Annotated in this window: 26 protein-coding genes and 1 pseudogene; 15 read left to right on the top strand and 12 right to left on the bottom strand. The window is 56.9% G+C overall.

Annotated features, from left to right (window positions below):
- Positions 1 to 34 precede the first annotated feature (34 nt).
- Positions 35 to 898: an NAD(P)H-binding protein gene (locus ACHZCU_RS19730; protein WP_319520229.1), complete on the bottom strand. Its 864-nt coding sequence runs from the start codon at positions 896 to 898 to the stop codon at positions 35 to 37.
- A 119-nt stretch (positions 899 to 1,017) separates the two neighbouring features.
- Here ACHZCU_RS19730 and ACHZCU_RS19725 point away from each other — a divergent pair, with 119 nt between their 5' ends.
- The gene (locus ACHZCU_RS19725) at positions 1,018 to 1,947 is read left to right on the top strand and encodes a LysR family transcriptional regulator (protein ID WP_319520228.1); all 930 of its coding nucleotides are present in this window, start codon (positions 1,018 to 1,020) and stop codon (positions 1,945 to 1,947) included.
- Between the two features lie 262 nt (positions 1,948 to 2,209).
- Here ACHZCU_RS19725 and ACHZCU_RS19720 read toward each other — a convergent pair.
- The 6 genes and pseudogenes from ACHZCU_RS19720 to ACHZCU_RS19695 form a co-directional block, all read right to left on the bottom strand.
- Positions 2,210 to 3,278: pseudogene (locus tag ACHZCU_RS19720) on the bottom strand (tyrosine-type recombinase/integrase).
- Positions 3,279 to 3,858: 580 nt separating this feature from the next.
- Entirely contained in the window at positions 3,859 to 6,444 is a 2,586-nt protein-coding gene (locus ACHZCU_RS19715; RefSeq protein ID WP_319520226.1) for an SIR2 family protein, read from the bottom strand.
- Between the two features lie 514 nt (positions 6,445 to 6,958).
- Positions 6,959 to 7,780: an HNH endonuclease gene (locus ACHZCU_RS19710; protein WP_319520225.1), complete on the bottom strand. Its 822-nt coding sequence runs from the start codon at positions 7,778 to 7,780 to the stop codon at positions 6,959 to 6,961.
- A 311-nt stretch (positions 7,781 to 8,091) separates the two neighbouring features.
- A complete protein-coding gene (locus tag ACHZCU_RS19705; RefSeq protein ID WP_319520224.1) occupies positions 8,092 to 9,468 on the bottom strand; it encodes a GGDEF domain-containing protein in 1,377 nt (458 codons plus the stop codon).
- A gap of 108 nt (positions 9,469 to 9,576) precedes the next feature.
- Positions 9,577 to 9,867 (bottom strand): pyocin activator PrtN family protein, encoded by a 291-nt coding sequence (locus tag ACHZCU_RS19700; protein WP_319520223.1) that lies wholly within the window; start codon positions 9,865 to 9,867, stop codon positions 9,577 to 9,579.
- Positions 9,864 to 10,517, bottom strand: coding sequence for a hypothetical protein (locus tag ACHZCU_RS19695; RefSeq protein ID WP_319520222.1), 654 nt, complete (start codon positions 10,515 to 10,517; stop codon positions 9,864 to 9,866). The genes ACHZCU_RS19700 and ACHZCU_RS19695 overlap by 4 nt, the downstream gene beginning before the upstream one ends.
- Before the next feature lie 453 nt (positions 10,518 to 10,970).
- Between ACHZCU_RS19695 and ACHZCU_RS19690 the strand changes: the two genes are divergently transcribed.
- Positions 10,971 to 11,522, top strand: coding sequence for a hypothetical protein (locus tag ACHZCU_RS19690; RefSeq protein WP_319520221.1), 552 nt, complete (start codon positions 10,971 to 10,973; stop codon positions 11,520 to 11,522).
- Between the two features lie 98 nt (positions 11,523 to 11,620).
- Here the strand turns inward: ACHZCU_RS19690 and ACHZCU_RS19685 are convergent, their stop codons facing one another.
- The 4 genes from ACHZCU_RS19685 to ACHZCU_RS19670 all read right to left on the bottom strand — a co-directional run bounded on the left by ACHZCU_RS19685 (position 11,621) and on the right by ACHZCU_RS19670 (position 14,081).
- Complete coding sequence (locus ACHZCU_RS19685) at positions 11,621 to 11,821, bottom strand: hypothetical protein (RefSeq protein WP_319520220.1); 201 nt, start codon at positions 11,819 to 11,821, stop codon at positions 11,621 to 11,623.
- Positions 11,822 to 12,073: 252 nt separating this feature from the next.
- Positions 12,074 to 12,856 carry a WYL domain-containing protein gene (locus tag ACHZCU_RS19680; RefSeq protein ID WP_319520219.1) on the bottom strand — a complete coding sequence of 261 codons (783 nt, stop codon included), beginning with the start codon at positions 12,854 to 12,856 and terminating at the stop codon, positions 12,074 to 12,076.
- Entirely contained in the window at positions 12,849 to 13,241 is a 393-nt protein-coding gene (locus ACHZCU_RS19675) for a hypothetical protein (RefSeq protein WP_319520218.1), read from the bottom strand. The genes ACHZCU_RS19680 and ACHZCU_RS19675 overlap by 8 nt, the downstream gene beginning before the upstream one ends.
- A gap of 198 nt (positions 13,242 to 13,439) precedes the next feature.
- Positions 13,440 to 14,081: a S24 family peptidase gene (locus tag ACHZCU_RS19670; RefSeq protein ID WP_319520217.1), complete on the bottom strand. Its 642-nt coding sequence runs from the start codon at positions 14,079 to 14,081 to the stop codon at positions 13,440 to 13,442.
- A gap of 99 nt (positions 14,082 to 14,180) precedes the next feature.
- Between ACHZCU_RS19670 and ACHZCU_RS19665 the strand changes: the two genes are divergently transcribed.
- The 8 genes from ACHZCU_RS19665 (at position 14,181) to ACHZCU_RS19630 (ending at position 18,749) form a co-directional block, all read left to right on the top strand.
- Positions 14,181 to 14,405, top strand: a complete 225-nt coding sequence (locus ACHZCU_RS19665; RefSeq protein ID WP_319520216.1) for a hypothetical protein — start codon at positions 14,181 to 14,183, stop codon at positions 14,403 to 14,405.
- A gap of 367 nt (positions 14,406 to 14,772) precedes the next feature.
- Positions 14,773 to 15,255, top strand: a complete 483-nt coding sequence (locus tag ACHZCU_RS19660; RefSeq protein WP_319520215.1) for a hypothetical protein — start codon at positions 14,773 to 14,775, stop codon at positions 15,253 to 15,255.
- Between the two features lies 1 nt (position 15,256).
- A complete protein-coding gene (locus tag ACHZCU_RS19655; RefSeq protein WP_319520214.1) occupies positions 15,257 to 15,826 on the top strand; it encodes a hypothetical protein in 570 nt (189 codons plus the stop codon).
- A gap of 5 nt (positions 15,827 to 15,831) precedes the next feature.
- Positions 15,832 to 16,104, top strand: a complete 273-nt coding sequence (locus ACHZCU_RS19650) for a hypothetical protein (protein WP_319520213.1) — start codon at positions 15,832 to 15,834, stop codon at positions 16,102 to 16,104.
- Between the two features lie 25 nt (positions 16,105 to 16,129).
- Positions 16,130 to 16,963, top strand: a complete 834-nt coding sequence (locus tag ACHZCU_RS19645) for a YdaU family protein (protein ID WP_319520212.1) — start codon at positions 16,130 to 16,132, stop codon at positions 16,961 to 16,963.
- A complete protein-coding gene (locus ACHZCU_RS19640; protein WP_106305717.1) occupies positions 16,947 to 17,393 on the top strand; it encodes a hypothetical protein in 447 nt (148 codons plus the stop codon). Before ACHZCU_RS19645 ends, ACHZCU_RS19640 begins: the two co-directional genes overlap by 17 nt.
- Entirely contained in the window at positions 17,386 to 18,117 is a 732-nt protein-coding gene (locus ACHZCU_RS19635; RefSeq protein ID WP_319520211.1) for a hypothetical protein, read from the top strand. Before ACHZCU_RS19640 ends, ACHZCU_RS19635 begins: the two co-directional genes overlap by 8 nt.
- Positions 18,114 to 18,749 carry a transcription termination/antitermination NusG family protein gene (locus ACHZCU_RS19630; protein ID WP_319520210.1) on the top strand — a complete coding sequence of 212 codons (636 nt, stop codon included), beginning with the start codon at positions 18,114 to 18,116 and terminating at the stop codon, positions 18,747 to 18,749. Before ACHZCU_RS19635 ends, ACHZCU_RS19630 begins: the two co-directional genes overlap by 4 nt.
- Positions 18,750 to 19,202: 453 nt before the next feature.
- Here the strand turns inward: ACHZCU_RS19630 and ACHZCU_RS19625 are convergent, their stop codons facing one another.
- On the bottom strand, positions 19,203 to 19,529 hold the full coding sequence (locus ACHZCU_RS19625) for a GrlR family regulatory protein (RefSeq protein WP_319520209.1): 327 nt from the start codon (positions 19,527 to 19,529) through the stop codon (positions 19,203 to 19,205).
- A 101-nt stretch (positions 19,530 to 19,630) separates the two neighbouring features.
- On the opposite strand from ACHZCU_RS19625, the gene ACHZCU_RS19620 reads away from it, so the two are divergent.
- From ACHZCU_RS19620 to ACHZCU_RS19600, 5 genes are all read left to right on the top strand, one after another.
- The gene (locus ACHZCU_RS19620; protein ID WP_319520208.1) at positions 19,631 to 20,371 is read left to right on the top strand and encodes a hypothetical protein; all 741 of its coding nucleotides are present in this window, start codon (positions 19,631 to 19,633) and stop codon (positions 20,369 to 20,371) included.
- Positions 20,372 to 20,518: 147 nt separating this feature from the next.
- The gene (locus tag ACHZCU_RS19615) at positions 20,519 to 21,181 is read left to right on the top strand and encodes a hypothetical protein (RefSeq protein WP_319520207.1); all 663 of its coding nucleotides are present in this window, start codon (positions 20,519 to 20,521) and stop codon (positions 21,179 to 21,181) included.
- Entirely contained in the window at positions 21,178 to 23,253 is a 2,076-nt protein-coding gene (locus ACHZCU_RS19610) for a terminase gpA endonuclease subunit (protein ID WP_319520206.1), read from the top strand. The genes ACHZCU_RS19615 and ACHZCU_RS19610 overlap by 4 nt, the downstream gene beginning before the upstream one ends.
- 16 nt (positions 23,254 to 23,269) lie before the next feature.
- On the top strand, positions 23,270 to 23,503 hold the full coding sequence (gene gpW / locus ACHZCU_RS19605) for a gpW family head-tail joining protein (RefSeq protein WP_319520205.1): 234 nt from the start codon (positions 23,270 to 23,272) through the stop codon (positions 23,501 to 23,503).
- Complete coding sequence (locus ACHZCU_RS19600) at positions 23,500 to 25,272, top strand: phage portal protein (protein WP_319520204.1); 1,773 nt, start codon at positions 23,500 to 23,502, stop codon at positions 25,270 to 25,272. The genes gpW and ACHZCU_RS19600 overlap by 4 nt, the downstream gene beginning before the upstream one ends.

Genomic DNA, 25,272 nt, shown 5'->3' with positions numbered 1-25,272 from the left:
ACTGGATGCAGGTCTCGCCTTGGTTGCCAAATGATCAACGGAGATTTGCTTTCAGGAACGTGTCCATCGTCACCGGGGGGCGGCCAAGAATTTTGGCCAGGGTGTCGTCAACCGCGGCGAATTCTCCTGCCCGCGCGGCTCGATAATAGTCCATCGCGACGCCGATGGCGCCTGGCGGAACGTCGGCATTCCGCAGTCTCGTCTCCATTTCGTGCTCGCTTGCGAGAACACGTGCGACGGGTCGCCCCACAATTTCGCTGGCAAGCTCAGCCAGTTCCCCGAGGTCTAGAGTCTGACTGCCGGTCAGAGGCGGGGTCGGTCCGTCAATGACGACGTCTCCCGCCAAGAGCGCAGCGTCGGCGGCGGCCAGATCGTCATGGGTCGTCCAGGCGACCTTGCCATCCTCCGGCGCGATCAATTCGCCCGCCTGAAAGGCACGCGCATTCATTGCAAGAGCACTTGCAGCATAGAAGCCGTGACGAAGCGCGGTCCAGCGGAGGTTCGAGTCCGCCAGCATCTTCTCGGTGGCGGCATGGTCCCTGCCGGGAGGAAACTGCGAGGTCGGGGAGCTCGCCACCTGGCTCGTGTAGAGGACACGTTCGACGCGGAGTTCGCGCGCCACAGCAATCGCCGTCGCGTGCTGCTTCAGCGGATCACCGCCCGTTGCGGCCGCATTCGAGGAGACAAGCAGCAGACGTTCGGCGCCCTGCCAGGCAAACCGAAGGCTGTCGGCGTCACCGTAATCGCCCTGGCGCACACGAACGCCGGCCGCCTTCAGGTCCGAGACCGTTTCGGGATCGCGGACGCTGATGCCTATCCTTTCAGCGGGCACGTGATGAAGAAGATTATTCACAACCTTGCGACCGAGTTGGCCCGAGGCGCCGGTGATGATCAGCATTCCGTTTCTCCTGCACTTGATTTCTGGGCGGACGAAACCGCCGCTTTCATCTTCGGGAGACAAACTGACTGTTCTAATTCGCTTTGATAATCCGTTATTTTTGGAATAGGCTGTTCTCCATGAAGAACAATGTTTCCCCTGACGACCTGCAGGTCTTTCTGGCGGTCCTGGCCGAAGGTGGGTTCCGCGCCGCGGCCGAACGGATCGGTGTTGCTCCGTCGAAAGTCAGCACGACAATTTCAAGGATCGAGGAAAAGCTTGGCGTGCCGCTTCTTCTGCGTACGACGCGCAGCGTGAGGGCGACGGAACAGGGGCAGTTGCTGGCTGAGCGCGTTGCACCACTCCTGTCTGAGGTGGATGCGGCTGTGATGGAAACGGCAAATTCCAAAGACCTCGTGCGGGGAAGGTTGAAGCTCAACGTACCGGGCGCTGTGATGCCTGATATCCTGCCGCCACTGCTCAGCGATTTTCAACGCCGTCATCCGGCAGTGGAGGTCGAGCTCGTCGTGGAAAACGGCCTTGTGGATATTATCGCAGCCGGCTGTGATGCGGGCATCCGCTATGGCGCCCATCTGGAAAAGGACATGATTTCCATTCGCGTCGGCCCCCGGGTTCAGCAGGTCGCGCTTGCTGCATCGCCTGGCTATCTCGCCGAACGCGAGCATCCGCGAACGCCCGCCGATCTCCTGCGCCACGACGCTATACGCTATCGCCTGCTGAGCGGGCGGCTTCTGCCTTGGGTGTTGAAGGACGGCGACCAGACGATCGACGTGGAGGCCGTTACACGGCTCACATTGAGCGTAAATGCCTTGAATACAGGCCTCACATTTGCCCGAAACGGATTAGGCATTATCGGCGCGTTCCGAAGCTGGCTTGAAAGCGACTTCGCCGATGGAACGCTTGTTCCGGTTCTCCCGGACTACTGGTCTGAACAGGATGGGCCACACCTGTACTATTCCAGCTGTTCGGCCTCGGCCCCGCTGCGGGCCTTTATCGATTCCTGCCAGAATTCTTCACGACAAAATTGCCGACTCCGCCCGGACATCTGAACTGTGCTTCTCGCAGAGGAACGATAGGCGGGTGTCTGAACGTCCGCTTCCGGCCCTGCTCCGGTCATTCCGTGGCGGTCTCTTGATGGCTCTTGACCAATGACGTATCATACAGGAACTCGCAGCGAATGTTGATATCGGGGTGCGAGCCCCCCGCAACCAACGATGCATCGATAGTTTGAAGACAGATCGCTTGGAGTGTGGCCTATTTTAGCCGATTTCAAAGGTTATGGCTGGCGAACCTTCGGCAAGGCGGGTAGGTTCAGTCTCTCTTGATCGCAAGTTGCGGGCCTGGCCAATTGGCATATTTGTCACCGGTCTCACGGATATGCGTATAGCGTTTTAGACTTACCCAAGACCTGTGTCCGCTGACCGCTGCGACATGCGGGATGTTCCAGCCCATCTCGAACAGGCGCGAGATGCCGTCATGGCGCAGATCGTGGAAATGCAGGTCTTCAATTCCGAGTAGCTTGCAAGCCCGCGTGAAGTTCGCAGTGATTGCATCCGGGGAGTAGGGAAAAATCTCCGATTTATGCTTGGGCATGCTGTCGATGATACGGATGGCTTCGTCGGGTAGGTTGACCCATGTATCATTGCCGAGCTTCTCACCCGGGTGCTTCATGTCTCGGACCAGAATACGTTTGTGTTGTTTCTGAAAGTCATCCCATGTGAGGCGGGTGATCTCTGCCTGTCGGCGGGGCGAGAAAAGAGCGAAAACGATCACCTTGTGCATTGGCATGGCCTGAGGTGTTCTTCGGCGCCGATCGATGAAATGCGTCAATAATCGGTTGAGTTCGTCGAGGGTGGGTCTGCGGTGTCGCTGTGCTGAACGGGATATGATCCCCATGCGGCGAGCCACCGTGATGGCGTCTCTCATTTCTCTGTCGTCAAGTCGGAAATCCCACATCGGCCGCGCGATGGCGAATATGGAGGCGAGGTGGCTTGCGTAATTCCCGATGGTTTGCGGTTGCCCGGGAAGGGACTGAAGGAACTCGATGATATTCTTCGACCTGATGGTCGAGCAGGGCATGTCGGCGATCGGATAGGTCGAGATGGTCTTCAGGACTTGTGCCTTCGTGCGTCCGATTTCTTTGACCGCTTCTTCGGTATAGCGCTCGATGGCCTTGGACAGCGGCGGGTCATATGCGTTTAACTCCTCCAGCGCGCCAGGTCTGGCCAGCTCTTTCTCGCGTTTCTTTATCCATGCGGCTGCAGCTGGGCGTCTGTCAAAGGTCTTTGTTTCATGATAGACGGAGCCCTCGCGCATCACTCGCACGCGAAAGGTAGCTGTTGCTGCCATCTTTTCGTTTGCGTGTTCTGATCGAGCCCATGGTGATCTCCATATTTGGTCCCCTGGACCAAATCCAGTATTAAGATCAGTGGATTCGGAGCATAGTGAGCTGGAATACGACGAGTTATCAGGTTCTTCTAAGTGGCTGAAAAAACTAAAAAACAAGAATTTCCAGCGGCATCCCGCTTTGCCATTGCACCGATGATCGATTGGACGTTCAGGCGAAATAGCCTATATTTTTTAGTTAGTTAGTTTTTTCGTAGCGAGACGTGTAGCATATAGCCTATTTGTTCTTTTTTGTTCCACATCAAGGATGCTGCCGAATTGTTGAGATCGGAATGTCTGAAAGGGGGGCGGTAAGCTGTCGGGCAACTTGTGTGAATAATGTGTGCCAAGACGACGTCCGTCTCCAAGAGGAGCCACACCGCTTTCGGCCATTTGCTGCCGTTCATTTGATCAACATTATGCTGCAGCTGTGCCGACCGTTTTCTGGACATTCGCTACGAAGACAAATTTTACATTACATTCAGGACAGCTCTTCCACGTCATCGCCAGCACTTCGTTATTTCAGCGCGGCAAGGCTAGTTTTCCGCTGTGAGTCGCGGCTCGTTTCCGGGGAACTACCTCCGTTTTCGTTTCGGCCTTCGCCCATTCCTCGCAGGCTTAGTTTTACCTCTGCCCTGAATATCTTCGTAGGGTGTTTTGCCATTTGTCAAGAAATGCAACAGTTCGGCCCTGGCGGTATCAAGTTGCTCATCCCTTAGAGATGGTCCAATTCTGCTGATTTCTTCGAAATATATTTTCGCCGTTTCTTTGGCGGCATCGATCTGCTTGTGTTTAATCAGTACTCTAATATGAAACCTTGCCAGTGTGGCGATTGCATATTGATCCGAACGGTTGGACCGATTTGCATGGAGATTTTCGAGTGTGGACACCGCGTGCCCAACGAGCTCAACGACAGTGCTGTTCCAAACACTTGCCTGTTCGGCAACTCGCAGCTGAACGTCCGCCAAAGCATGAGCGGCAAAGTCATTTTCTGGATAGGCCTGAATGGATTTTTCGAGAACAGGAAGCGCTTCATCAAATCGTTTCATCGAAGAGAGGTACTGACCGTATTGAAGCCAAAAGTGGCCATCTCTTTGGAACTCCAACTCAAACCGACTGTAAATGTCAGATGGAACAGCTTGAGCGCCCTTGATTCTGAAGGTTTCTTTCAGGAAATTATGATTAAGAATAAAACGGAACAGAATGCCGTCCTGCCGCCCAACGTTCTTTATTACAGGGACATCAAACTTTGTAAAAGCGCGGAGCATTGATATAATTGCGCTTTTCAAATTTTCAGTAGTGGCAACATTCTCCAACACATGCCGGACGTAGATCTCATGACGTGCCACCAAGCGATCATTTCGATCTTCGAATACAATTCCATCCAGCTCCTTAAGGGCGCTGGGAAATGATCTCTTTTGCGATATGCTGTCGTAGGCTTCTTTAGCCAGTCCTTTATTTATACCGGACCGAGCCAAGGTCGCAACACCACAAATCAGGAACAGGTACCGACAATCATCATCTGGGAGGCCAATGTACTCAGCGGCTATAATGTCACGAAAATTCCCAGACTGCGTTACCTCTTTCATGGCGATCAGAAGCTGACTTCGCGATTTGTCGAATTCCTTAATCCTATCCTGCGGAGACATTTTGTGGAATCGGGGAGCCGGCACGTAAGAAAGAATAGCTTTCGCCAATTCCTCATAGTCTTCAGGCGAAAACCTCTGGAATTCGAAAGATCTATAATTCACACCATCCAACCGCCTTCGAATGTGGTTCTTCCATTCATTAGTTCTGGCGTCGCCAACAAATAGCATTCGGCCAGTTTCTACCGACAGGAGGTCCTCCGCAAACGAGTCTCCGAAAAGAAATGTCTCTCCAAAGTAGACAATAATTTTCTCATCGGGGTAAAGACGAGCGAGTAAATTAATCGCCGATCTTAAAGAGGGGATGTTGCCACTGAGTTCATAAATTGGAATGCGACCTCCGTTGCCGGCAATCTGTTTCAAAGCCTGCATCACGGCAGTAGTCTTGCCGCTGCCCGATTGGCCGTACGCAACAAATAGACGTTCGTCCGAATGAAGGCTCTCTTCAAGTTGATCTATCAGGGAGCTTGTCTGGTCGAGACGTGGCGGAATGTTGGAAAAGACAACCTCCCAATTGGGGGGCTTTCCTTCCAAAAAAAGTCGTGCAGTAGTCTTCACCTCGGTATCTGAAAGTTTGGGTATTGAGATACCGCCTTCACCGTCTGCTATCATGCGCAGATGCTTTGCCACACCCAAGTCGGAGGCGGTGACGCCACCTCGCTTCACCAACGCTTTTCCCATTGAACCGCGAGTGGCAAGCGCGGATTTTGGTGAGACCCCCCCCGCATTTGTTTTCTGCTTCAGAAAGGTTACAAAGTCAGATAGATAGCCTTTGACGACCACTATACCTCGGGCTTCGAATTCTGCCAGCTGAATAGGAGTAAAATTATCTGGAGTAACCAAGAACGCAACACCAAGCCCCTCGCTACCTCGCGGGCGTGCTCGGTCTAGCTCCATAGAAAGAATAGGTTCCTTCAATTTACTGCCGATAAAGACCGGCAGTTTCTCGACATAATCAGCGACGGCTTGACGATACCAGGGGTGGCCTTTGGAAATAGCCTGATTGTATTCTGCTTCGGAAAAGATGTAGCCATGCTCTGGCTTCCACGCCTCACCGTGCAAGTGCACAACTTGCAAAAATGCCATATTGTCATCCGGAACGACTGGATCAATTAATCCATTGAAAGCCTTCATCCTTTGTGCAGCGTCAGTGCAATTGGTAACGGTGTCATCCAAATTCCATGTATAAAGTCGCGCCCAAGTGAACTTCACTAACCCATTCAATTCAGGTGATGGCTCACAGTGTCGAAATTCCTCGCGCAAGACCGCCTCAAACTGCTCGCGACTGATCCTGCTACCAACGACAGCTGTAACCACACTAGGAAGCGGCTCATCATTATACTCGAGTCCACCCATCTCTGCGAGTTTCGCAGCAAGTTGCCAGCCCTGCATGATCTTTTTGCCAACCTTGGAGAGGCTGGTTGCAGACGCCCCCGCGCCAAGGAACAGGACCGCTTCCCCTCGTTCAATTGCGCGGACCAGGATTTTTTCGTTTTCAGCTTTGAGCTCGTTCATCAAAACTTCACCCGTTTTTTGCTCGAATGCAAAATAGTATCACTTCAGCGTGGATGGTGAAGAGCATGCTACTTTTTCGCTAAGGCATTTTTTCCACAGCACGTTGACGGTGCGAATCACTTCAGTCAACCCGCGACCGTTGCTTTGATTCTGTCCATGACGAAATACTGAAGCGCAGCATCATCGCTTCTTTGACCAGATACTGGCGATGCACGACGCCTCAGGTTGCTCTGTGTTTCAACAGCACCGAGCCTCGCTCCCTCCAACCGCATCTCTTTCAAGAACGGGTGTATTTGGGAGCAAAACAGGATGGTTTCACTGGCTTAGTCAGTATGCTCGGGAAGGAGCTTCCATAATTCGTTCAACTCATGTGCTTGAAACCCGCATCCCCGGCGAATGACTGCTGACATGGATCGACCTCAAGATAGCGAATTTCGGAATTGAGGGCGCGTTGCTGACAGGTTTGAAGTTGGCACCCAGTTTTCGCGTATCGAGCCGTGAAAGCAGATGTCTCTCATTGGTCTTCGATTTCTACTAACCGGAGAGCAAGACGATCGTTCAGCTGTTTGCCGTCCTCCCCAAAGTGAATTCTTCTATGAATAGTTGGATCAATTGCTGCCACGTAGCGTGGGTCATCTGGGCCGTCATCTGAGAGGCGGCGTGTATGGTGTACTTCGAGATATGGTGCGCCTGACGCTGTTTTGAATGGTGCCGCTTCTCCGGTTAGTTCGCATTTGCCATCAGCTCTGGCCAAGACATAGTCGCGAACTGCCTTGCTCCTCTGCCTGTATGCCTGTCTGGCATTCGACCAGCGTTTCGATTGCGCAGGTTTGGATGCTTCGATTGCGCGCCTTCGTAAGACAGAGAGGGGGGTATCGGCGGACGGCTCAATCTCATATTTCTTTTCGTCGGGCAAAGGGCCACTGTCGGTGCCCAGCTTTACGAGGTGGAACTGTATACAGTCGCGAAGCTTGCCCTCTGTGTCTGGGCCGCGAAAGATGTCCCACGATTGGCAAGCAAAGCGGCCCAAGAAACGGACGGGTTTTGATTTTCCAAGCGCTTCAAAAAGCAGAAGCTCTTTTCCGTTGCTGTCGTGATCTCGAATGGCGGCGTTGCCGCGGATAAATGCCATATCGCCAATCTGGCCTTCGCCGGTATAGAGGAAGACACCTTCTTCCTTCCAGCCGTCGGCATAGCCGTGCTGCTGTCCAGCCTTACCGGTGAATATAAATATGAAGGGGTGCTTCGACGGAGTTGATATTCCGCCCTGTTTTTGCCCTCCAAAGTGCGCATGGATGTCTGTTGTCCGTGAATACAGTTCGCCCTCAATAAACATAGTGTCCTCCCATTGGGCCCTCGTACAACGAGACTTTACTAATGCTTGTCTTCCGATTCGCCTTTTCCTGCAACCTCGGATAGAATTCCGCTTTCTGTAGAGAGGAGCCCGACGATGGTTAGCGGATGGGATAAAAGCCCAGGCCCGGACAATGATTACGCAAGCCGACCCTGGACAAAGAAGCAGATGGTCTTGTGTGGCCTGGTTGCGGCCACGGGTTTTTTACTGCTGTGTGCGGCGGGACTTGGTTTGTTTCCGATTTAGTCAGTGCCGAGCGGTTTTCTTGAGATGAACGGGGCACTTGCCCGCACTTAAGCTGACGCGATGATGCAGTTTCTGCCATTTTGTTTGGCCCCATACAGGGCCTCGTCAGCGGATTTTACGAGCTGCATATAGTCAGGATGGCCTTTGAATTCGGCTATACCGATTGATGCTGTGATGTTGATATTTTTACCCTCGGATACTTCGATGCTGGTGTTTGCAATTTTCGCGCGGAGGCGTTCAGCTAAGGTCATGGCCTCTTCCTCGCCTGTTTCGACCAGCGCGATCAGGAACTCTTCACCGCCATAGCGGAAGGCGAAGTCGCCGATGCGGATCATGTCGAGCACCAGTTTGGCGCATTTCTGTAGCGCTATGTCGCCGCCGGCATGGCCGAAACGGTCATTGATCTGTTTGAAGTGATCGAGGTCGATCATCATGACGGTCAGCTTTTTGCGCATCTTTCTGGAGTAACCGATTTCCCGTGTCAGCACGGTATCCATGAAGCGCCGGTTCAGCATGCGCGTCTGTGGATCGTGGCCACCTTCGATGCGAGTGGCGGCATTGAAGCATTCACCCAGCAGTGATTTGATCTCGTTCACCTTTGCCTGAAGTAGGGCTAGCCCGCTGTGAATATCCCGGCCGCGATGAAGAGCAGGAAGGATTCGGCTGTCAATTTCTGAAATGGCAGCTTTGACGTGGTCGAGCTCCGCCATGCCTTCGAAGATGATGCCCCCTCGATGTATTAGCCAGAGGCCGAATTCCGAATCCCACAGCGGAGTGCGCTGGTCTTCGCCATAATCGGCAGCCACCGAAAACAGTATTGTCTGCGTCCATTCGGCGATTGCAGCCCGCTGCGCCTCCCGTTCCTGCGTGAGGTTCTGTCCGAGCGAAAACAAGCGATATGCCTCTTCGCTGCGTGCAGAGCGCGTCGTCTCGCGCGCGTATCCGGCCGTCATTGTTTCAAATGCAATATTGAGCGTGGAGGCGGAGACCCTCAGCATGAGTTTCAGATCTTCGGGCGGCGGCGCGGCCTTTAGAATGCGAAGCTGCAGGTCTTCGGCCAGCATGCGCCATGCCCTGTTCACGTGCTGGACAGGTAGATTGATGCGGGCGTGAACCGATCCGACACGCAGCTGTTTTTCGACCATTTCGAGAAAGTCAGGCGCTTGGTCTTCAGGAAACAAATCAAGTAGCCACTGTTTCAACGTATGGACCAACCGGTTTCTGACGAGCTCGTCGGGCAGCATTGCCGAAAGATCGTCATCATTCTGTAGGATCGAATAGAATTGCCTTGCCAGATGCGGTGCCTCAGCGCGCACGATTTCTGCTAACCGGCGGCGCAGCGGTCCCGATAGCGAATCTTGAAGCGTATCCCATTCCGCTTCCAAGCCGATGTTGTCTCTGTCGTGAAGAAATTGGTCAGGCACAGTGACACTCCCGAAGTGATTTGCATTTGCGATAGTGCATGATGTGAAGGGAGAGAGATGGCAGGACGGCCAGGCTCGTCGTCGGATGGGCGCCTATTATGCGTAGGCTTACTTTCGATGTAGCATATGGTGGTTCCTCAGCGCCATATCGTGCTGGCGATCAATGTAGTCTGCCAGATCGTTGATATGAACATACTTCTGAGATTTTTGAGAAGGCTCGGCCTGCGTGACGGGTATTTCTATGTCGCCGAGTGCGACCTTGCGAAGGAATTTTGCCGGGGTGAGGTGGGCAAAATAGTCCTCGCAAACTTGCTCGACTGTGATTGTTGCGCGGCCCTCGTACTGGATCATCAGAAAGAAAATGGTCTTCGGGCGAGGGGAGGTGTTGTCGGGAATCATCGCTGTTTCCTCCAGTTTTCGAAATCGTTCACCATGCCGCGCCAGCGCGCGGCGGCTTCGTTGCTTGTGTTCAGCTCGGTTCGGCTTGAAATGGCGAGGATCGACCGCACGCGCGCGGCGACGCGATCATCTGTCAGTGGCCGGGCGAGGGCGTGCCGAGCTTCCATGAACGCCTTGAAAGCGGGTTCGCTGCATTTCATGGCGCATTCGGCGGCATAGTTCTTTGCCGGCGCACCGCCGGCGCGCTCGATTTCCTTGCGTAGCCGTTCGTTTTCCGCCCATGCGGCATGAAGGTGCTTGCCGGTGCGCTCAAGCATGGCAATCAGATCGGCCGGGATGTCGATATGATGCAGGATCAGTTCGCGGTTTGCCGTCGGGCAGGCATGGGGCAGGGCGCATATGCACTCCGGCTCGCCCGGGTCCATCCCATCGACCTCAAGGTTCATGCCGTCCGCATCCGCGAAGACGTCTCGAACCTCAACCGCGGCGGAAACCAGCGCGCGGTAGGATTCGAGACGATCTTTTGATGACGGGCGGGCGTTGGTCATTGAACTGCCGTTTCCAATTGCTGGCACCAGTCGAAGAACTTGAGCGCGCCTTTCAACGGAATGAAGGGCGGTGGTGGTGTGGGAGAGGATGGCGTCAGTCATTGAGTTTCCTCAGCCATGCATGGCAAGCCACTCATCCAGCCGCAGCCAGAAGACGGCGGTGAGCAGAAGCATTGCGAGGTAAAGCGATAGGCTTTGGGTGCGGGTCATGCGTCACCGCCTTTCGAGTTGGATTGTGTGGAAAGGCGAATGCTTCCTGTTGGTAGCTCGCGAAAAAGTGGTCACAGGTATGTGCTTCGCGTATCCTGATTTGGTGTCGCCGGGCTTCCCAAACCGCCCGGCGACGATCATCCCCAAATGAAGTAAGCACTTGGAGACAATGAGAATGAGCAAGGAAACCAAAATACGTTTCGCCGAGGAAACGCGGTCCCTTGGGCCGCGCCAGCCATTGACTTCGAACAATCGGCCAAACCCGCAAACAGGGCCGGGGCCCCGCCAGCCGACACCAGCACCTGCCAAGCCGACCTCGCCGCCGCCACAGAAAGGAAAATGACCATGGAATATGATCGCGAGAATGTGAGCTTCAACGTGCTGAGAAATGCCCTCTACCACACGGCCAGAAGGCTGACTTTCGACCGCTGGAACCGTTGGGCGAGCGCTCTCGTGATCCTTCTCGGCGCTGCTGCTGTCGCCGATTTCTTCATACGTTTTGGCATAGAGACCGTTTATCTCAGCATTGCCGTCACCGTGGTTGGAACGCTGCAACTGGTTTTCGATTTTGGCGGCCGCGCGCGTGATCATCAGGCCTTGCAACGCGACTATTACAACCTGCTTGCCGAAATGGAGGAGGCGCCCGGAACCGGCGATTTGGCCGCATTCAGGGCAAAGATGACCAGAATTTCCGGTGATGAACCGCCAATGATGAAGGCGCTCGACGCCAAGGCCTATAACGACGCCATTGACGCGCTCGAGCTCAACGAGGACCAACGCTTGGTCATCCCGCTTGGCCACAGGCTCATGGCAAATCTTGTCTCGTTCAACGGTAGCCGCTACCCGAAAGTGTGCGAGCTGGAGGCGATCAACAGCGATGCTCTCAAGGGCGGCTGAACTGATCAGGTTCATTTTTTGGAAATAGTTCTTCATGTCCCGTCCTTCCGTTCGGGATGCCTGCCCGGCAAGGGGCAGGACACCGGAGCGGAACGGGGTCAATCCGCTGAGCAGTCGTGGGTGATCTCGGATGCCCAGAACCATGTTTCGGCGGGGTCGCCTGCCTTGTTCATATGACGGACTAGATAGCGAGGCGGGTGATCCGTGGCTTCAAGGCGCGCGACGACGATGCCAAAACACCCGGACGCAAAGTTGAGGATGACATGTTCCTCAAGGCGAAATTGAAACAGGCTATCCAATGTCTCTTCCTTCCCGTGGGTTGATGCCGCCGCCGGGTGGTTGCGGGATTATCCCGAACCTGAGTTGCTTGCGATGCACTCATGGCATCTCCGGCGGCGGCGGTGGTCAGGCCTGGGGATGGCCTGACAAAAGGAAGGGTATAAAACGTACCACCTGAATGTCAATTAAATAAGGTATAAAACATACCACTTTATTTTGGCTAAAAAAATGCCCGCTTAGAGCGGGCCAAAATGTGAGGGCTTTTGAAAAGGTCAGTTGATGACGGGCATGCCCGTGAGTTCTACGGCCATTTCGTTGATCAATTCCACCTCTTCAGGTGATTGGCGCCCGTCAGCCCGCATGACTTCAACTGTCGCAACTAGAAAGTTCATAATCGCATTTGGGTCTCTTGATGCGATGCGTTCCATAGCCGTCTCGATCTGTTTTTCGGTCGGTCTGAGGCCACGATAGTATCGCAGCAATGCAGCCACCATGGATTCGTCCATCATGATGCCCGAGGTTTCCGCCCTTCGAAGCAGATAGTCTTCGGCCGCGATCACTTCGGAATGTAAAAACTGTCCATCGGCGCGGGCCATTGCAGCGAGAAGCACAGCATCAGGGCGAATAATTGCCAGAATGGAAGCCCACAAATCCTGAGCAAGGCTGCTGGATCGAAACAGGCTTGAATTCAGACCGAACGTTTCAGCAAGAAAAGTCGGTACGTCGTCAAAAATCTCGCCATCAATTGTAATGCAGCTCTGTATCCGATCGACCCGAAATGCACGGATAGCTTTCCGTTCATGGCAAAATGCCCGGAGCATAAGGCTATCGGCTTTGCCTTTGTTGACGTTCCAAACTGATATCCGGCGTACGGACTTTTGTCCTGCGGAATCTATGTATTCGATGGCAAAAGTCTGCCCCTCAGCCTCTGCCGTTTCAAACTCGTCATCTGGTGGCAAGTCGTCCGTTTCTGGCAGATCGGAAGGCCTCGGGAAAATTACGTCGATGTCGGAGAAGGACGCGGTAAGGCGCTGTGCGAACCCGGTATCAGTCATTGGAGAAACCCTTCGTAAGACAGTATGGAATAGCCTGTTTTGATGCCCGCGTGCTGCCGTCGAGAGCATATGACAAGGGGTCGCCTTCCTCATGAATTTTTACATATAGTTTGCTCTGGCCGTTCTTCATCTCATGCAAAAAACGTGCGGCGGATTCATCTTCCAAATTAAGGTCGAACGCCAGATTACCAATCTTGGTCACAATGGCGTGTCCGAACCCCAGATGCGCTTCATTTTTATCCACAATGGCGCCCATCCAGATTGGTCGATCAGTAACGCTTTCATCGCCAACGACAATCGGCGTGACGATGCGAAGCGTAATCGCATTACTATCTTGATCGCAGACGATTACCGCGCCGCTATCGGCACTATCGAAATAGGTCATTATGAGACGCCCCTTATTGTCAAAAGGGTCATCTTCAACCGTAGCGGTCCAGCTGAAATATCCAGCCCGCGCGGATGCGGATAATAGTATAGACAGCAGCAATGTGCTGAACAGTATTGTTCGCTTAAACATAGTTTCCCCCGGTTGGTCGCAACCAAAGGGAATGTTAGCGTCGAGCGTAAGCGCGCGCAATCGGTCTCAGGCAGGAAAATCGAACAGCGTTCGTCTGACCCGGCCGATGATAGTTAGAGCGTTTGACGGATAGATCGTCTGGTGTTCACGATTGGTCGACTCTGGCTCAAGCCGTTCTGGATCTTTGCGGTAGCGTTTGTAAGTTGCCTCACCGTCATCTGTTGCCACGACATAAAAAGCGCCATCCACCGCTTCTCGCTCTCTGCGGTTGATAAATATGATAGAGCCAGGCGGTGAGAAAAGATCCATGGAGTCGCCTTCAACCCGTAAGGCGATCCAGTCGCCGCTGGGCAGCCCGCCAAGCGGTATCTCAACATGTGAATCGGACTCAACGTATCCGTTGGGTTCGGCGAGCTTTCCGGCGCTGATAAAGGATACAAGCGGAACAGTGCCTTGGTGTTCAGCTGTGTCTGGGGCTCCTTCGCCAAGATAGAGCCAATGGAAAGAGACGTTGAACGCTCGCGCATATCTGCGGCCGTCCGCAACGCCGAAACCATTTCGTCCGGACTCGTGCGCTTTGTAATTGTTGACGTTCCAGCCAAATTGAGATGCCGCCGATTTAACGCCTCCAAAACCGGCACGTTGCCGTGCTTCCTTCAGGCGCTCTGCGCGAAATTCTCGTTCTGACTGTTCTTGTCTGTTTGTCATGGTGCAATTTGTACCCTTATTGGGTGGTATAAATAATGCCCTATTGCGTTGACGGATGGTGGTATTAATTGTACCTCTTTTCGTATGAGACATAAGGAATTGATCAATCGTTGGCCGTCGATATCCGTTTTCGCGGACGATATCGGTGTGCGCTATGAAGCGGCGAAGGCGATGCGTCGGCGCGGCAACATCCCGGCCCAATATTGGAAGCGTGCGGTTGATGCGGCGCGGCTTCGGGGCATTGACGGCGTCGAATATGAGCGTCTGGCCGAGCTTGTGTCCGTTGCAGGCGACATGTCCCGCCAGCAGGCGGAGGCGTCTTGATGGGGTGGTATTTCCTTGCTCTCGCCATCGCTCTGGCAAGCGAAATGGCTGAGTATTTCGGTGTCGACACGTCCACAGTGTGCCGTTGGGAGAACCTGGGCATACCCACGCGTGGCGCGACCGGGAAGACTTTGCAACGAGAGTGGACAGCTTGTCTTGCGCTCCGGGAGCGCGGAATGACGTTCTTGGGCGCGGAAACTACCAGTCGACGGTGTGCGATTTTCCCTCTCATTCGATTGGCGATTGCGCCTCTGAGTGAACTCAGAGGCTTGGCTGTGCTTGGCGGCGACAGTGCGTCGATAGCAGTTCCTAACGGGAAGCGCCGTGAATGCTTCCCCCGAAATCATTCTCACAACGAGGTGCTGTGATGGAGCGTTTGCTGACGCAGAAGGCTGTCGATGGCCTGCGCGAGGCTTCCCGCCGTTCTGTCGTGCAAGGCGGCGGTCCGGAGCGGTTTCAGTATGTCACGCGGGTGACGCAGGGGCAGCTTTCCAAGTGCTGGACGCATGACCCGAGCCGGAAAACCCAGCACGTGATGGCAATCGACGTGGCGGTGGAAGCCGACATGGAGGCCGGCGCGCCAGTGATTGTTGGCGAGATGGCGCGGCTGCAAGGGTATCGGCTTGTGCGCGATGACGGGGCTGACAGCGCCGGCGGCGGGCTTGGCATTGCCGATATCGGCGCGTTTCAGGACGCCTTTCATGCGCTGTCGCAGTCCATGATTCAGGCCGTTGCCGACGGCAAGGTCGATCCGCGCGAAGCGGCCGAAATCCTCGAAAAATACGCGAACTTCATGCGGGTTGCCCACGCTGTGGAGAGCAAGACGCATGGATGCGAAGGCGAGGTCTGAGATGACCATCGAAACGCAAAACACGCGAGACACCAGCCGCTGCCGGATCACTTCGGTGTGCGGCTTTTCCTTTTGCAGCCGCTGCGGCGGCAATGACTACGACGACAGGCCGTTTGCCTGCGTCGACCTGACAACGATGAAAGGTTCCGAAGCCATGGCGACACCAAAGACGAAAACGGCAACGACTGCGGCCAAGAAGGCGGAACCGCCACCGCAGATGCAGCGCGAGGACCGGCGCATAGTCGCCGACAAGATTGCCGATGTCTACGATGACACGGGATATATCGCGCCGTGGACGGATGAGCTTGTGGCGCAGGATCTGGGCGTGCCGCGCGCATGGATCGCAGAAATGCGCGATTTCATGTTCGGGCCTGCCAACGAAAATCCAGAGCTGGCCGCGAACCGGCGCCTGTTTTCGGAATGGTCTGCCGCCTATGAAAATCTCCGCTCTGATCTGGCTGCCCATGCGGAAATGAGCAAGCAGCTGCGCAACACTGCGCTCGATCTGCAGCGCCGTGCCGAAGAAATCGGCGTTCAGCAGAACCGGATCGTTCGGGAGTGCAAGCTGTGAGGGTGGTGAGGATTACCCGAATCCTGTGCCCGCATTGTGCGGGGCAGGGCTATCTGGCCGGTGACCGTCGCCGCTGCCCGGTTTGCTGCGGCAATGAGCGGATTTCGGCCGATGATGCCCGTGCCTATGCCATCGCGCAACGGCGCATGTCCGACGCCAATGGCGCGGGCGAATTGTCGTGGCCACAGAAGCGGAAATGCGCAGCGATTGCCGAGGGCATCTATGAGCTTCTGCAGGAACTGCCGCCCTGGCGGGAGCATCGGAGGGCGACGGGATGACCACACGCATGAGGGAGGCATTGCCATGAGCGAGATGCCATATGTCCGCTTTTACATGTCCGATTGGCTTTCTGCTACGCGGGGCATGAAGGCGGCCGAAATGGGTGTGTACTTCACGCTGCTGGCGCTGATGTATGAGCGCGGCGAGCCGCTGACCGAAAACCATGAGCGGCTGGCGCGGCAGTGCGGCTGCACGAAAAAGGTGTTTTCCCAATACCTCGATGTTTTCCTCGATGATGGGAAAATCATCCGCTCCGAGGGCGGTCTCTGGAACCGCCGCGTGGAAAAAGAATTTCAATTTCGCGAAAAAAGTTCGGAAGACAAAAAACAGGCCGCGAAAAAACGCTGGAAAAAAGGCAATAAAAACAATGAGGCGAGCATGCAGGTGCATAGCACTTGCAATGCAGCTGCAATGCTAAAGCCAGAAGCCAGAGTTAAGAAAGAAAGTGTTCCTAAAGGAACACAAAAGAAATCGCCCCGATCGGTTCTCTGCGATGTGCTGTCGCCGGAGGTTGCCGATGCCGTCATCGAACATCGCAAGGCGCTGCGAAAGCGGCTGACTGTGCATGCGGCTGAGCTGCTTTCCCGAAAATTTGCGCTGATGCCGGATCCAAACGCTGCGGCGGAAACCATGATCGGTCGCGGCTGGCAGGGGTTTGAGCCGGGCTGGATGCAGGAACGGCAGCAGGGCGCGCCTCGGGCATCGCCGGCAAAGCCCACACGCGGCGACGAAATCAGGGATCACAATCAACGCGCTCGGGACAGTTTGCGCAAACGGATGGGACAGGACGATGGCAGCGAAGATCGTAAAATTATCGACATCAGCCGGGGAGATTGGAAGGTTGCGCAAAGCTCTTGAGCCGGCAAACGAACGACAGTCCGATCTCATGCTCGATGCGCTGATGGACCGTGGATTTGCGATCCCCGACAGCGTCAACGCGGACAAAGCCGGGCAGTTTTATGCCGAGGCGATGCGGGGCAAGCCGATCGGTGCGCTGCGCCGGGTGTTCGAGAACCTGCGGCTCGGCCGCTATCCGAAATTCCAGTCGTTCCTGCCCAAGCCTGCCGAGCTTTCGGCGCTCGTCGATGCGGCGGCGAAGCATGACCGGGACCTGCTCCGGATCGAGCACGAGCAGGCCGAAGCGGCGAAAGAACGGGAGGCGGAACGGGCACGGCGGGAACTGACCCCGGAAGAACGCGAGCGCCGCCGTCGCAGGGCAAGAGCCGTGCGGGAGATGATCGGCACTGCGACCGAAACACGGAAGGTGGAGGAAAGCGAGGATGACTGAGGTTGAGAACCGTAAGGCCGTGCGTCGAGCTTTCCTAAAGTTTTATCGGCAGTGGCCGACCTTTGGGGACGACAGCGACGAACGGGCGTTTGCCGAATGGCAGGCGCTGTCGCCGGAAGAACGGCAAGCTGCCGATACGATGCTTTCGGGGTTTCTGGCGTTCGAAGCGATGAACGGTCGGGCGGTGAAGTTCGCTGCCAGCACCTATCTGCGGGAAAAGCGTTGGACGGCTGTGCCGGAGGGCTTGGAAGGCGCGGGCGGTTCGGTGATTGCTGCGACCTTCGGCAAGGCGTGGATGGCGGAACGCTTTGTCCGGCTTGGCGAACCATGCGCGCGGCTGCCGGCGCTGACGCGGTTTCAGGAACTGGAAATTGCCGAAGGGCGGGCAGACCGCAAGGCGCTGTGGCGCGAGCGGATGGCCAAGATGGGCTGGACGTCGGTCAATGCCATGAACGATCAGGCGATCCGCTTTCCCGGCAAGGGCATGCGGGTTTCTGGCGAGATCGCTCTGCTTGGGGCGGACTTCGAGGTAGTGCGGGTCGGCGGCGATCAGTGGGCGGCATGGGAAGCTGAGCATGCGGCGCGCGGCTGGCCGTGGCTGCCGGAGATGGGCCGGGTGGAATGGGTCTATTTCCCGGCTCTTGGGACTGGAACACCGGGCGAGGCGCTGGAGACATTCTTCGGCAAACTGGACAGGGCAAAACAGGTGGAGGCGGCTCAATGACGGAATACCGGAAGATCGGAACCTCGGTCGATCTGGCCTATGGCCTGAAATTCGAGGATCGGCTGCGGTTGATCCGTTTCTCCGGCCGGGCGGCTCTGGCCGAAAAGGCGGCGAAGGACGCGCCGTGGTATGTTCTGCAGGTGATGACCGGGCGGGAGCAGGCCGTTTGCGATGCGTTGACGGAATGCGGCGCCGAAGCGCTGTCACCTACGCGAAAAGGGCCGAAGCGGCGACGCCGGCACAAGGTTCTGCCGCCTCAGGATATCCCGCTGATGGCCGGCTACGTGCTGGTGAGGTTTGCCTTGTCGGAGGCGGCGGTCAGCTCGCTTTTAGGGTTCGAGCATGTACGCGGGATGCTCGGTGGGTGGCTCAGCCCGTTTGCGCTGGAAAACGACAGGGTGGTCAGGATCATGCAGAAGGCCGGCGATGGCCGGTTCGATTGGGAGCGGATCTCGAAGATCATGGTTGTTGCCGGGGAGCGCGTGCGCATCGGCGAGGGGATGTTTGGGGGGCTTGAGGCCGAAGTGGTCACGCCCAACAGCAAGGGCAAGGGCGACGTGGTTGTCGAGGTGGATATGTTCGGTCAGAAAACGCCAATGAATTTGCCTCTTGCAATTCTCGAAAAGTTATGAATTTTATAGAGGCATTGGTTGATTCGGTTCTCAGTGACCTTCGCTCTCGCGCCCGAAACCCGCCCTCACGATAGCCGATCGGCAGATGCGATTGAGGGCCAGTGCGTGAGCTATGTCTTTTCCAGCTATTTCAAATGATCGTCCCTTGGTAAGAGGGTCTCACAGGACTGTGTGATTTCCTTATTGCACCTTTTAGGTTACCTTTAAAAAAAAGGACGGGTGTGTTTCTTCCTGCAGAAGGCGGATCGTGAAAGCGGTCCGCCTTTGTGCGTTTAGGGCAGAGATCATTTTCTCAATACGCTATCTCTGGACGCTTTTCCTTTGAACCGCAATCTCAGAGATTTCATAGTTCGCAGAAGGAGCAAATTGATGTGCGCACAAAAAGAAACGACAGTGACCAAAATCGACCAACTTCTTTTGGCGATGGACCGTTTGTCTGCTGCTATTGAGAATCTACTCGCTGATGAGAGTGAGCGTCGCCTTGAAGCTCACGCCGGGAGCTTGCGGGGAGTTGCCGGTAGTGGAGATAATGTCTCCTGATACTTTACCGTGCAGCTCGAGTTCGGCCTCGTCGGCTCCCAAAACCGAGGTAACGCCTGGCACGCGAGAGTGGTGCGCAATGGAGAGTTTGGCGGATAGCACGTCTTCTTGAAGCGTGTAACTGCCGATATAGTACATCGTAGAATCGCCGCCCCAGATTTTTCCATCTTGGGCGTGTACAACGCCGAACCCAGCGTCAAGCGGGGTGTTGAATTCCGCTTTATAAAGTCCGTTTTTCATAGGTCTCTCCCTGTTGGGTTTTTTACTTATGAGGCCGGGAAGCGATGATTCGCGATGGGGTGTCAATCTGGTGGTTGTTAGCTCAAGAGTAGTCCATTCCCATGCTTTCCGCCCATATCGACATCGACCTGACGCGCTTTGAGGCAAAGCTGACGTCGGTGCAACGCCGTGAACTGCCGAAGGCGGAAGCGCTGGCGCTGAACTGGCTGGCCTATGACGGGATGCGGGCGGTGCGGGCAAAGATGAAAGTCGTGTTCGACCGGCCTACCGCGCGGGCCATTCGCGGGATCGTCTATGACAAGGCGAGCGAGAGCAATCGGGTTTCAGCGGTCGTTGTTGGTGGATCGGGGCGCAAGGGCGGACTTCCGGCGGCGGCCTATCTCGGCCCGGAAATCCATGGCGGCATGCGCCGGCACAAGTCGTTCGAGGAACAGCTGATCGGCCGGGGGCTGATGGGGCGCAATCAGGTCGCCGTGCCAGCAGACCGGACACCGCTCGACCGCTACGGCAACATGACGCAAGGGTTTTTGAACCGCGTGATGCGGGATCTGAGGATCGACTATCGCGGGGCTGGGGCGACGCGGGTTGCCAGCGGCTCGAAGCGGCGGAAGCGCCGGGCAAAGCCCAACCAGTTTTTCGTGCCGGAAGGACGGTCGGACCTGTTCCCGGGGGTCTGGTTTTCTGGACGTACGGAACGGGAATTCTATCCGGTGATCCTGTTCGTGCGGATGACGTCCTATTCGGAGCGGCTGAAGCTGAACGAGATTGTTGCCGATCTGGTGCGGCAGAAGAAGGACCGAACCTTCCGCCGGGCCTTCAAAAAGGTCTTCCCAAAGACCTGACCTCAAACACATTCAAAATTGCGACGGGTCCTTCCTGGGGCCCTTTGCCATGCGGGTATTTGGCACCGCGCGGGTTCGTCAGTCTGATCCCGAAACTCAAGCCTAAAGTCCAAGCCTAAATTAAAGTCAGGGACGTGTTTAGCCACCATGGAAACCATGCCGGACAGCATGAGCAAGGCCGAGTTTGCGGCCCTGATCTCGGTATCTGCGGGCCGGGTCTCGCAATATCTGAGCGCCGGCCAGATCCATGGCAGGGCGATCGAGGGCGAGGGGCGTTTTGCCCGCATCCGCCCTGATGTCGCCATCGGCCAGCTCGGTCTCACCATTGATCCCTCCCAAGGGTACGGCGCCAACGGAAAAGCCCCTACAGCGACAAGCAAGAAACAGGCTGATTTCCCGCGTGCCGAGCGCCGGGCGAGCGCGGCGGCGGAATTGCCGCTGCGCTCGCCTGCTAACGAGGAGGAAGAGGAAGACCTTGCCGAGCAGCTTGCCCGCGAGCGGCTGCAGCAACAGCGATACAAGACCGCCCAGATGGAGCGGCAGGAAAAGGCGGAAGCCGGGATCTATACCCGCACGGAAGATGTCCGCCGCGAGATCGGCCGGGCCTCGTCGGAAGCCTTCAAGGTGATGGAGCAGGGATTGCCGGATCTGGCAACGGCCGTGGCGGAAGCCTTCACCCTGCCGCAGCGCGATATCCAGAAGGTACTGGCGCGCAAGTGGCGGGATGTCCGGGTGAAGGCGGCGGAAGCGTTTCGCGAGGATCGCGACCAGACACCGGAGATGATCGAGGAAGAGGCGGGCGCCGAATGACCATGGTGTTCAATCCGGAGCGGCTGATGTTCGAGGCTCTGGCAAGCGCCTGCGAGCCGCCGCCACCGGTCGATTATCTTGGCTGGGCCAAGAGCAATATCGTGTTTTCCGAGCGCATCTCGGCGTTTCCGGGACCGTACCGGGAAGACATGTTCCCGTTCTTCTCCGAGATCCTGCGGGCGCTGTCGCCGGACGATCCCTGTTCTATCGTCACTCTTTCGAAGTCGGCGCAGGTTGGTGGGACGGTGCTGGCGAACATCTTCCTGCTTGGCACGCTCGATCTCGACCCCTGCGATTTCCTCTATGTCCATCCGACCGAGGAAAACGCCTCGCGCTGGTCGAAGACAAAGCTGATGCCGCTGCTGCGCGAAACGGTTTCCGTGCGGGCGCTGTTTCCCGAAGCCGGTCGTGATGGCGGCAATTCGATCCTGTACAAGGAACGGGTCGACGGGCGCGGCGCGGTGCAGGCCGCCGGCGCCAATTCGGCAGCCGGTCTTTCGATGATCTCGCCGCGCGCCCAGGTGCAGGATGACTTAGCCAAATGGGTCTATAACGAGGCGGGCGATCCGGAAAGCCAGGCCGACAGCCGCTCGAAGGCCTTCTTCAATCGCAAGGTCTTCAAGATCTCGACGCCGCTGATTGCGCCGGGATGTCGGATTACCGCCAATTATCTCGCCGGCACGCAGGAACGCTATCATGTGCCGTGCCCACATTGCCATGAGCTGCAGCCGCTCGAATGGGAGAACATGCGCGATCACATCGATCCGCAGCATCCCGAGCTGGCGCACTTCGTCTGTGTCCATTGCGGTTGCGAGATCCACGAGCATCATCGCCAGTGGATGGTCGATCCGGAAAACGGTGCAGAATGGGTGGCCAAATATCCGGAGCGGGCGCGGTATCACCGCTCGTTCCATGTCTGGGTGCCGTATTCGCCGCTGGAAAGCTGGGAGGCGATTGCCCGGGCATGGCTGAAGGTCCAGTCGGGCGGCGAGGATGACAAGGAAAAGGGCGCTGGCGCCGAGCAGGTGTTTTTCAACGATACGCTCGGGCTTGCCTATGAGGCCGACAACAAGGCGATTGCCTGGGAGGATTTGCGCGACCGGGCCGAGGAAACCGGCTTCCGACGCGGTGTTGTTCCGGGCGATATGCTGGCGCTGACGATCGGCATCGATGTCCAGGGCGATCGCGTCGAATGGTTGCTTCGCGGCTGGGGCCGCAACAAGACGAGTGCGGTCATCGATTACGGCGTGATCGATAGCCGGGCGGGCAGCCACCTGCCGGGCTATCGCGAGCATTCGGGCCATATCTCGGAACATCTGGTCATGGAGGCGCTTGACCGGCTGATTGCCAAACGCTGGCCGGATGAGAACGGGCGCTTGCGTGAGGTCGATCGGGTCGCGATCGACGGCAATGCCTATACCGAAGATGTCTGGTTCTGGGCCCGGCGCCATCCGCGTTCGAAGGTGATCATGGTGCGCGGTGATAATCGCGATGCCGCGCCGCTCCTCAGTCAGGTGCGCGAATACGACAAGCGCGGCCGGCCGAAGAAACAGAAATGGTCGACGCGGTTCTTCAACTTCAATGCTTCGGTGATGAAGATGGGGCTTTATCGGGATTTCCGGAAAGACGATCCCGAACAGCCGGGCTTCATCAGCTTTGCCATCGGTCTCGGGGACAATTTCTATCAGCAGGCCACATCCGAGGTCCGGATCAAGGAAAAGGACCGCAACGGTTATCCGCGCTGGGTTTGGAAACTGCCCGATGGGCAGCGCAACGAAGTGCTCGACATGCTCAATCAGTCACGCGCTGCGGCCATCCGGCTCAACGTGCCTTACTGGACGGATGAGGAATGGGATGCGCGGGCAGAAGAGCTTGCCCGGCAGGAACCGGAAGAACAGGGCGATCTTGAGGACCTGATCGGCAGCCTTGCTGTTGCGGTGAAGGCTGTCAGCGATGCGGGCAAGACGCCGGAACAAAAGCCGACTGCTTCACCGGACGCGCCCGTTTCCGACCGCGTTGCGGCGGCGATGCGCCGGGCCGAGCGGGCCGCGCAGCGCACCCGACCGGGATAACAAGAGGACAGATATCATGCCTTCGACAGACGAACGGCTGACGCTGGAAACCCGGCTCGGCGAGGCGAAGCTTGCGCTTCACCGGCTGGAGATCGGGCAGAGCGCGGTGACGCTTTCCTATGATGGCGAGAGCGTCACCTATTCCGGCGCCGATCGGTCATCGCTTCGCGCCTATATCCGCGACCTCGAAACAAAGCTCGGGCTTCGCCGGTCATCGCGGCCGCGCGGGCGGGGAGTGATCTTCGGATGACAGTGGAAATTCTCGGACCGGACAGCCGGCCGCTTGCCGCCGATGTGCGCAATGCCGCCCGCCTGCAGGCTGCCCGTAACCGGCAAATGGCAGCGTCCGTGTCGGGCGAGGCCGTGACACGGGCAGCCTATCAGGGTGCATCCTACGATCATCCAAGCTTTGCCGGCTGGAAGGCCGGCAACTATTCCGGCCAGTCGGCGCTCACCTTCTCGCGGTCGACACTGGTCGATCGGTTGAACGATGTGGCGCGCAATGACGGCTGGGGTGCCGCCGGCACGTCGCGGCTGGTCGACAACATCATCGGTGCGGGCTGGAAGCTTGCGGCCCGGCCGAACCACACGACGCTGAACCTCACCTTTGACCAGGCCGAGGCAATCGCCACGCAGATCGAGGGACTATGGCGGGACTATACGCAGGACGTCGACATGTGGTGCGACGCCGAGCGGACGAAGAACATGGCCGGCATTCTCGGCCTTGCCGCGCGCAATCGCTTCGGCCCGGAGGGCGAGAGCTTTGCCGTCATCGTCTGGCAGGAGGGTGCACCGCTGTTTTCCACGGCGGTGCATATGATCGATCCGGCCCGGTGTTCGAATCCGAAGGGCACGCTCGACAGCGAATATCTGCGCGACGGCGTGGCCATCGATGGTTACGGCGCACCGGTCGGCTATCACTTCCGCAAGAGCCATCCCGGCGATGTCTATGCCGGCAATACCAAACTCTGGTCCTGGGAATATGTCAGCCGGTCGACCGAATGGGGCCGTCCGGTTGTGGTTCATGCCTTCGATCCGAAACGGCCGGGCATGACGCGGGGGGCTTCCGACTGGGCGCCGATCATGCGTTCCATCAAGCAATCGACGGATTACGAGGATTTTGAAAGTCAGGCGGCGATGCTGAATGCGATCATGGCCGCCTTCATCGAAACCCCGTTCGATCCCGAAGAGATGATGGCAGCGCTCGATGCCGATGGCGGCGAGGGTGCGCTGGGCAGGATCTATGGCGAGATGTCGGAAGCCCAGAAGGCTTATTATGGCGCCGCACCGATCAGCTTGCCGGGTGTTCGTGTCAACACGTTGCTGCCCGGCGAGAAGGCCAATCTGACGAAACCGGAACACCCGAATGCGAACTTCGAGGTGTTCGTCAATGCAGCACTTCGCAAGGTCGCCTCTGCCGTGGGGCTGACCTATGAGCAACTGACCATGGACTGGAGCCAGGTGAACTATTCCTCGGCGCGTGCAGCGCTTCTGGAAATCTGGCGCGGGTTCACCGCCAAGAAAAGCAGTTTTGCCGCTCAGTTCATGGCACCGATCTATCGGGCCTGGCTGGAGGAAGTCTTTGACAAGGGTCTTATTGAATTGCCGGAAGGCGCTGTTTCGTTTGAGGAAAACCCTGCCGCATGGTGTCACGCCGACTGGATAGGTCCGGGCCGCGGCTGGATCGATCCGCTGAGAGAAGCGCAGGCTGCCGGTGAACGGCTTGATCGCAAGCTGACGACGCTGCAGCAAGAATCGGCCGAACAGGGCCGGGACTGGAAGATGGATGCCGACCAGCTTGCCCGCGAGGCCCGCTATTATCGAAACCTCGGCCTGAAACATCCGGCGGAAATGGAAACCGGCACGGCCGGCCATGATGGCGGGCCGCCATTGGATGAAACCGATCAGGACACGGAGATCGAGGAGGGCGTCAACGGACGGAGCAACACCGGACGCGGGGCGGGGCGTTCCGCCCGGCGCCATCCACTCGGTATCCCCGCAATCGGCAGGAAGGGCTGA

Source organism: uncultured Martelella sp. (genome assembly GCF_963677965.2).
GTDB lineage: Bacteria > Pseudomonadota > Alphaproteobacteria > Rhizobiales > Rhizobiaceae > Martelella > Martelella mangrovi.
Note: the sequence above shows the minus strand (reverse complement) of the source record. Positions and strands in the feature narration are given on the sequence as shown.